The organism is Streptomyces bungoensis (assembly GCF_001514215.1).
Taxonomy (GTDB): domain Bacteria; phylum Actinomycetota; class Actinomycetes; order Streptomycetales; family Streptomycetaceae; genus Streptomyces; species Streptomyces bungoensis.
On the sequence record NZ_KQ948885.1, the window covers coordinates 11,485 to 18,641 of the forward strand.

General features: G+C 72.7%; 3 protein-coding genes. 2 read left to right on the top strand and 1 reads right to left on the bottom strand.

The window, feature by feature from the left end; all coding sequences use genetic code 11:
* Window positions 1–349: 349 nt before the first annotated feature.
* Window positions 350–1,126: a VC0807 family protein gene (locus AQJ66_RS35850; RefSeq protein ID WP_061930901.1), complete on the bottom strand. Its 777-nt coding sequence runs from the start codon at window positions 1,124–1,126 to the stop codon at window positions 350–352.
* Window positions 1,127–1,461: 335 nt separating this feature from the next.
* Here AQJ66_RS35850 and AQJ66_RS35855 point away from each other — a divergent pair, with 335 nt between their 5' ends.
* Both AQJ66_RS35855 and AQJ66_RS35860 read left to right on the top strand, forming a co-directional pair.
* Window positions 1,462–2,892, top strand: a complete 1,431-nt coding sequence (locus AQJ66_RS35855) for a cytochrome P450 (protein WP_159052697.1) — start codon at window positions 1,462–1,464, stop codon at window positions 2,890–2,892.
* A 349-nt stretch (window positions 2,893–3,241) separates the two neighbouring features.
* A partial coding sequence (locus AQJ66_RS35860) for a type I polyketide synthase (protein ID WP_244163036.1) occupies window positions 3,242–7,157 on the top strand: 3,916 nt, incomplete at its 3' end.

The window sequence follows — 7,157 nt, forward strand, 5'->3', positions numbered from 1 at the left end:
GCCGGTCGCGTCGGCGGTGTACAGCCGGAGCCCGGGGGCGAGGCGGGCAGTCGACGGGCCGGGGGCCCTGGGCCTGCCGCCCGGTCTGGTCGGCCGCGGGGCATCCCTGGTCCGGCTTCTGCTCGCCCGGGTGCCGGGGTTGGCCGCGGTCCGTGGGATCGGCGAGGTCGACCCCCGTCGGCGCCGGACAGCCGGAGCACGGTTGGCGAGGCAAACTCCTGACGGGTCATCAGGGCGCAAGCCGGGGTCGGTCGTGGTCGGCCGGACCGACGACGCCGGCCCGTCGGCGATACGGGCCGCTGACGGGCCGGCTCCCCGCCCCGCCCCGCGCTCCCGGCCTGCCGCCCGGTCAGCCGCGGTCGCGGCCCGGGCGGGGAGCGGACGCCGGGCCGGAGCCGTTCTCGCGTGCCGTGTCGTCCGGCTCCGGTGTCAGGATCGGCCAGAGTCCGGCCCGGGCGTGGTAGATGTTCACGATCACCAGCATCAGCAGGGTGAACACGCCGTACTGGACGCCGTTGAGGGCCGGCACGACGTGCACCGGCAGCGCGTACGCCATCAGCGTCCGGATGCCCGAGTCCGCCAGCAGCCCGACGCCCCACATCACCGTGGTGACCCGCCAGATCCGCCGGAAGCGCGGGACCTCCTCCCACAGCTCGTCCCAGTCCCGGCCACCGGCGGCCCGTCGCTCCAGCAGCCGCCGGGAGAAACCGAACGCCAGGGGGCGCCTGCCGCGCAGCGACACGAGGAAACCCACCCCGGCCACACCCGTCAGCCAGCCGTCCCGCACCAGCAGCAGCCGCGGACCGCCCCCGACCACCGACACGACGATGCTGAGCACCAGCATCGTCGTCACGAACACACCCAGCACGTCCACCCGCCGCGTCCGGGCGAACCGCACCAGCGTGGCCGCCGCGGGCACCACGGCACCCGCCGTCAACGCGATCACATCGCTCACTCCGGCCGCCGTCAGCCCGTAGTACAGGCCGATCGGCACGCCGAAGTCCACCAGCACGGTCACCAGCAGCGGCGGCCCGGACCCGGGCCCCGTCGAGTCACCGGCGGTCCCGCCGCGGCGGGCGGAGCCCGGGGGAGGCCGGTCCGGCAGTGTGCTTCCGCCGCTGGTCATGTGTTCTCCGTCCGCCGGAACCTAGGTGACCACTGCCCGGCGACCCGCACACCGACCCCTCGTCGACGCAACGGGCCACCAACGGCCCAGCGTACGGGCGGCTCCTCACCCATGGCCCACGACAACCCGTCGCATCACGCCAACCCTTTGGAATCCCCTAGAACTCGGCAGCGCTCCGAAAGCCCGCCGCCCCGCCGGTGCTAGCGTCGAGCGCCAGGTCGACCCCCCTCGCGTACACGCCCTCATTTCCCGCCGCGGCCGCGAAAACGCCCCCAACTCGCACAGACGGCACGGCGTTGAAGACCTGCCATCCTCCGCTGACCCAGGAGACAGCCGTGACCGACGTTCGAACGACTCCCGAGTCGCCCGCGCCGACGGAATCCATACCCGCTCCCAGCCCCATGCGGCTGAAGGAGATGCGCGAAGTCATCAGAAACGTCCCGCGCTATCTCACCGGCCTGCGCGACAAACACGGGCCCCTGGTCCGCGTCCCGATGGGAAAGACCGACGCATTCCTCGTCAGCGATTTCGACGTCGTCCAGGACGTCATCATCGCCTCCAGCCGCCGCTTCGACAAGGACGCCCAGAAGACCGGCCCGGGCCCCGACGACTGGGGCTCCAGCCTCGAACGCGTCCTCGGCAAAGGCCTGGTGACCAGCGTCGGCACCTACCACCGCAGGCAGCGCCGGCTCATCCAGCCCGTCTTCCACCGGCAGCGCATCGCCGGATACGGCACGGCGTTCGCCGCCATCGCCGACGAAGCGGCCTCCGGGCTCACCGACGGCCGGCGGTTCAACTTCCACGAGGCCATGTACGAACTCGCCCTCGGCATGGTCACCCGCACCCTGTTCGACGTGTCCCTCGACAGCGAGGCCGCGGACCGCATCCGCACCGCCTTCCCCCGCGAGGGCGGCCCCCTGCGCTGGGAACTGAGCCCGTTCGGCAAGATCCTGCTGCGCCTTCCACTGCCGGCCAACCGCCAGTTCAAGCGCGGCCTGAAAGCCGTCGACGACATCGTCTACGGCATGATCGAGGAACGGCGCAAGGGCTCCGGCGACGGCGAGGACCTGCTGTCCGTGCTGCTCACCGTCACCGACGCCGACACCGGTGAACACCTCACCGACCTGGAGCTGCGCGACGAGGCCATCACCCTGCTCATGGCCGGCCACGAAACCTCCTCCGGTTCCCTGACCTGGGCCTACTACCTGCTCGGCACCCACCCCGAGATCCGCGAGCGGCTGCACGCCGAGGTCGACGAGGTGCTCGGCGACCGACTGCCCACCGTGGCGGACCTGCCCCGTCTGCAGTTCACCGACGCCGTGTACTCCGAGGCGCTGCGCCTCTACCCGCCGGCCTGGGTGCTCGTCCGGCGCGCGCTGGAGGACTACACGGCCAACGGGTACCACATCCCCCGCAACAGCGTCCTCATGGTCAGCCCCTACGTCCTGCACCGTGACGCCACCTGGTGGCCCGAGCCGGAACGGTTCGCCCCCCAGCGGTTCCTGCCGGACCCGGACCCGTCCGACCCGCTCACCGGCCACGCCAAGACCCCCGGCCGTCCCAAGCTGGCCTACCTGCCCTTCGGCGCCGGACCCCGCCAGTGCATCGGCAACGTCTTCGCCCAGATGGAGGGCGTCATGGCGCTGGCGACCCTCAGCAGGCACTGGGAGTTCGAGCCCGTCGGCGACCCGCCGGACCGGGTCACGAGCGACTTCACGCTGCAGCCCCGCGGCGGCCTGGAGATGATCGCCCACCGCAGGCGCTGAGCGCCGCGCACGGCCGCTGACCAGGGCCGAACAAGTAGAAGTCTCCCTAGACCAGCGGCTGTCCGCGGGACGCGCCCGCAGGCGGCCGCCAGTATGACAAGCGACGCAACCACCGATTGTCCCGCGGAAAGCGCGGCAGTCGGATCCGGCCGGAATGCGCGGCCAGAAAACGAGCTGGATCCGTAGGGCGGAGGCAGTGGCCGTGTTGCCAGAAGACGCACACGCACGGGAAAACATGTCGGAATCCTCTCGGGAAACCGCTTCCGCCCGGGAAGCGGCATTCCCGGAGGGGACCGAATCCACCCGGGAGAACCCGGCGGGAACGCGGGACGCCATAGCCGTCGTCGGAATGTCCTGCCGTTTTCCCCAGGCTCCCGACCCGGCCGCTTTCTGGCAGTTGCTCATCCAGGGCCGCAACGCCGTCACCGAACCCCCCGACAGCCGCCGCGACACCTGCGCGGCCCCCCGCTCCGCCACCCTCGGAACCTCCCGCCGCGGCGGCTACCTCGACCACGTCGACCGGTTCGACGCCGGATTCTTCGGCATCTCACCGCGCGAGGCCGGGGCCATGGACCCACAGCAGCGCCTCGTCCTCGAACTCGGCTGGGAGGCCGTGGAGGAAGCGGCCGTCGTCCCCGCCCGGCTGCGCGGCAGCCGCACCGGCGTCTTCGTCGGCGCCATCTGGGACGACTACGCCGCCCTCGCCCGCCGCCTCGGTCCCGAGGCCGTCGGCCGCCACACCCTCAGCGGCCTGAACCGCGGGATCATCGCCAACCGCCTCTCCTACGTCCTCGGCCTGCGCGGGCCCAGCCTCACCGTGGACGCCGGCCAGTCCTCCTCGCTGGTCGCCGTGCACCTGGCCTGCGAGAGCCTGAGGCGCGGCGAGTCCGAACTCGCCCTGGCCGGCGGTGTCAACCTCATCCTGGCCCCCGACAGCGACCTCGCCTCCGCCGGCTTCGGCGCCCTCTCCCCGGACGGCACCTGCTTCACCTTCGACGCCCGCGCCAACGGCTACGTCCGAGGTGAGGGGGGTGCCCTCGTCCTCCTCAAACCCCTCGACCGCGCCCTGGCCGACGGCGACCGCATCCACTGCGTGATCCGCGGCAGCGCCACCAACAACGACGGCGGCGGCGACGGCCTGACCGCCCCCCTGCGCGAGGCCCAGGAGGAGGTACTGCGCCTCGCCTACCACCAGGCCGGCGTTCGTCCGGCCGACGTCCAGTACGTCGAGCTGCACGGCACGGGCACCCGGCTCGGCGACCCCGTCGAGGCAGCCGCCCTCGGCACCGTCGTCGGCCGCGCCCGCACCGACGGCACCCCCCTGCTCGTCGGCTCCGTCAAGACCAACATCGGCCACCTGGAGGGCGCGGCCGGCATCGCCGGGTTCCTCAAGACCGTGCTGGCCCTGCGGCACGGGCGCATACCCGCCGGCCTCAACCACGAGCACCCCCATCCCGACATCCCCGTCGACGACCTCAACCTCCGGGTCGTCACAGGCGGCCCCCAGCCCTGGCCGCACGGGGACCTGCCGCGCCGGGCGGGAGTCAGCTCCTTCGGCATGGGCGGAACCAACTGCCACATCGTGCTGGAGGAACGGCCCGGAGCCGAACCCGGAGCCGGAGCCGAACCGGGAGCCGTCACCGCCACGGCCGCTTCCACCGGACCCTGCGCCGCGGAATCCGGTGCCCCCCTGCCGTGGATCGTCTCCGCGCGCACCGGCAAGGCACTGCGCGCCCAGGCCCGGCGTCTGCTCACCCATCTGGAGTCCGACCCCGCGGCCGACCCGGCCGACGTCGCCTACTCCCTGGCCCAGACCAGAACCCGCTTCGAGTACCGCGCCGCCATCCTCGGCAGCCGCCGCGAGGATCTGCTGCGCGGCCTCACCGCCCTGGCCGCCGGCAACCCGTCGCCGCACGTCGTCACCGGAGTGTCCGACCCGGTCACCACGACGACACCGGCCACCGGAACCGCCGGAACGGCAACCGCCCCCCACCCACCGCGCACTGCCTTCCTCCTCGCCGGCCAGGGCACCCAACGCCCGGGCATGGGACGCGAGCTGTACCGGACGTTCCCCGTCTTCGCCGAGGCCTTCGACGCGGTGGACGCCGAACTGCCTTTCAACCTGCGGGAGGTGGCGTTCGGCGACGACGCCGCCCGGCTCAACCGCACCGAGTACGCCCAGCCCGCCCTGTTCGCCCTCGAAGTAGCCCTCTTCCGCCTCGCCGAGTCCTTCGGCGTACGCCCCGACGCCGTCCTCGGCCACTCCGTCGGCGAGATCGCGGCGGCCCACGTCGCCGGCCTGTGGTCCCTGGCCGACGCCTGCCGCGTCGTCCGCGCACGCGGCAGGCTGATGCAGGCCCTCCCGGCGGGTGGCGCCATGGTCTCCCTGGAGGCGGCCGAGGACGAGGTCCTGCCCCTGCTCGCCGACCGGGAGGACCGGCTCGGCATCGCCGCCGTCAACAGCCCCGGCGCCGTCGTCGTATCGGGCACGGCACAGGCCGTGGCGGAGGTGGCCGCCCACTTCCGCGCCCGCGACCGCAAGGTGACGGCGCTGAGCGTCAGCCACGCCTTCCACTCGCCGCTCATGGAACCCATGCTCGACGAGTTCCGCTCGGTCCTCGCCGACGTCTCCTACGAGCGGCTCGCTCTCCCGGTCGTCTCCGACGTCACCGGCCGCATCGCCACACCCGAACAACTGGCCTCACCCGACTACTGGACGCGGCACGTCCGCCAGGCCGTGCGCTTCGCCGACGGCATCCGCACGCTGAGGGAGCAGGGGACACGGCACTTCCTCGAGCTGGGCCCCGACGGCACCCTGACCGCCCTGACCGGACAGAGCCCGGACACCGACGACGCCCTCGCCGTACCCGCGCTCCGCAACGACCGCCCCGAGGCCCGAGCCTTCCTGGAGGCGCTTGCCGCGCTGCACACCCGCGGCCTGCCCGTGGACTGGACACCGGTCCTCACCCTGCACGGCGCCCGCCGCGCCGAGCTGCCGACCTACGCCTTCCAGCGCCGCCGCCACTGGCTGCCCGTACCGGCCGCGAACACGGCCACCGGGACGGCCGGCACGGAAGGGGAGACGAGGAGGAACGACGCGAGCAGCGCGGCCGCGAGTACCGAGTCCGAGAACTCCGAGCACGAGGACCGCGGGGCAACCGAGGAGGAGGCGTCCGAGGGCGCCGAGGACACGGCCGGCGCCCTGCGCGACCGCCTCCTCCGGCTGACCGCAGGGGAGCGGCGCGCTGCCCTCCTTCACCTGGTCCGCACCCACGCCGCCGTCCTCCTCCACCACGACTCGGCGGACGAGGTGGAGCCCCGCCGCACCTTCAAGGACCTCGGCTTCGACTCGCTCACCTCCGTCGACCTGCGCAACCGGCTCAGCACCACGACCGGACTGCGCCTGCCGGCCTCACTGCTCTTCGACCACCCCACGCCCGAAGCCGTTGCCGGGCACCTGGACGAACAGCTCTCCCCGACCGCCGCGCGCGCCGACACCGGCCGGTCGGCGGCGGTCGGTGTGGGTGCGGGCGACGATCCGGTGGTGATCGTGGGGATGGCGTGCCGGTTCCCGGGTGGTGTCGCTTCGCCTGAGGATCTGTGGCGGCTGGTGAGGGAGGGCGGGGACGCGATCGGTGCGTTTCCGGAGGACCGTGGCTGGGATCTGGACGGCCTGTACGACCCCGAGCCCGGCGCCACCGGCCGGAGCTACGTCCGCCACGGAGGCTTCCTGTACGACGCCGCGGAGTTCGATGCGGGGTTGTTCGGTATCTCGCCGCGTGAGGCGTTGGCGATGGACCCGCAGCAGAGGCTCCTCCTGGAGACCTCCTGGGAGGTGTTCGAGCGGGCGGGTATCGACCCGGCGAGTCTGCGCGGCTCCCGAACGGGCGTCTTCGCCGGCCTCGTGGAGCAGGGATACGGCGCCCGTCTGCGTGACGCTGTCGAGCAGTCCGACGGCTACGTCCTCACGGGCACGACGCTGAGCGTGGCGTCGGGTCGTATCGCGTACACCTTCGGTTTCGAGGGGCCCGCGGTGACGGTGGACACGGCGTGCTCGTCGTCGCTGGTGGCGTTGCATCTGGCGGTGCAGGCGCTGCGTTCCGGTGAATGTGACCTGGCGTTGGCCGGTGGTGTGACGGTGATGGCTGGTCCGGAGATGTTCATGGAGTTCTCGCGGCAGCGGGGGCTGGCGGTGGACGGCCGGTGTAAGGCGTTCGCGGAGGGTGCGGACGGTACGGCGTGGTCGGAGGGTGTGGGTCTGCTGC

What these genes read in the sequence shown, in the direction of transcription:
- AQJ66_RS35850 (WP_061930901.1), bottom strand. Translation starts at nt 1,126, where the DNA reads ATGACCAGCGGCGGAAGCACACTGCCGGACCGGCCTCCCCCGGGCTCC.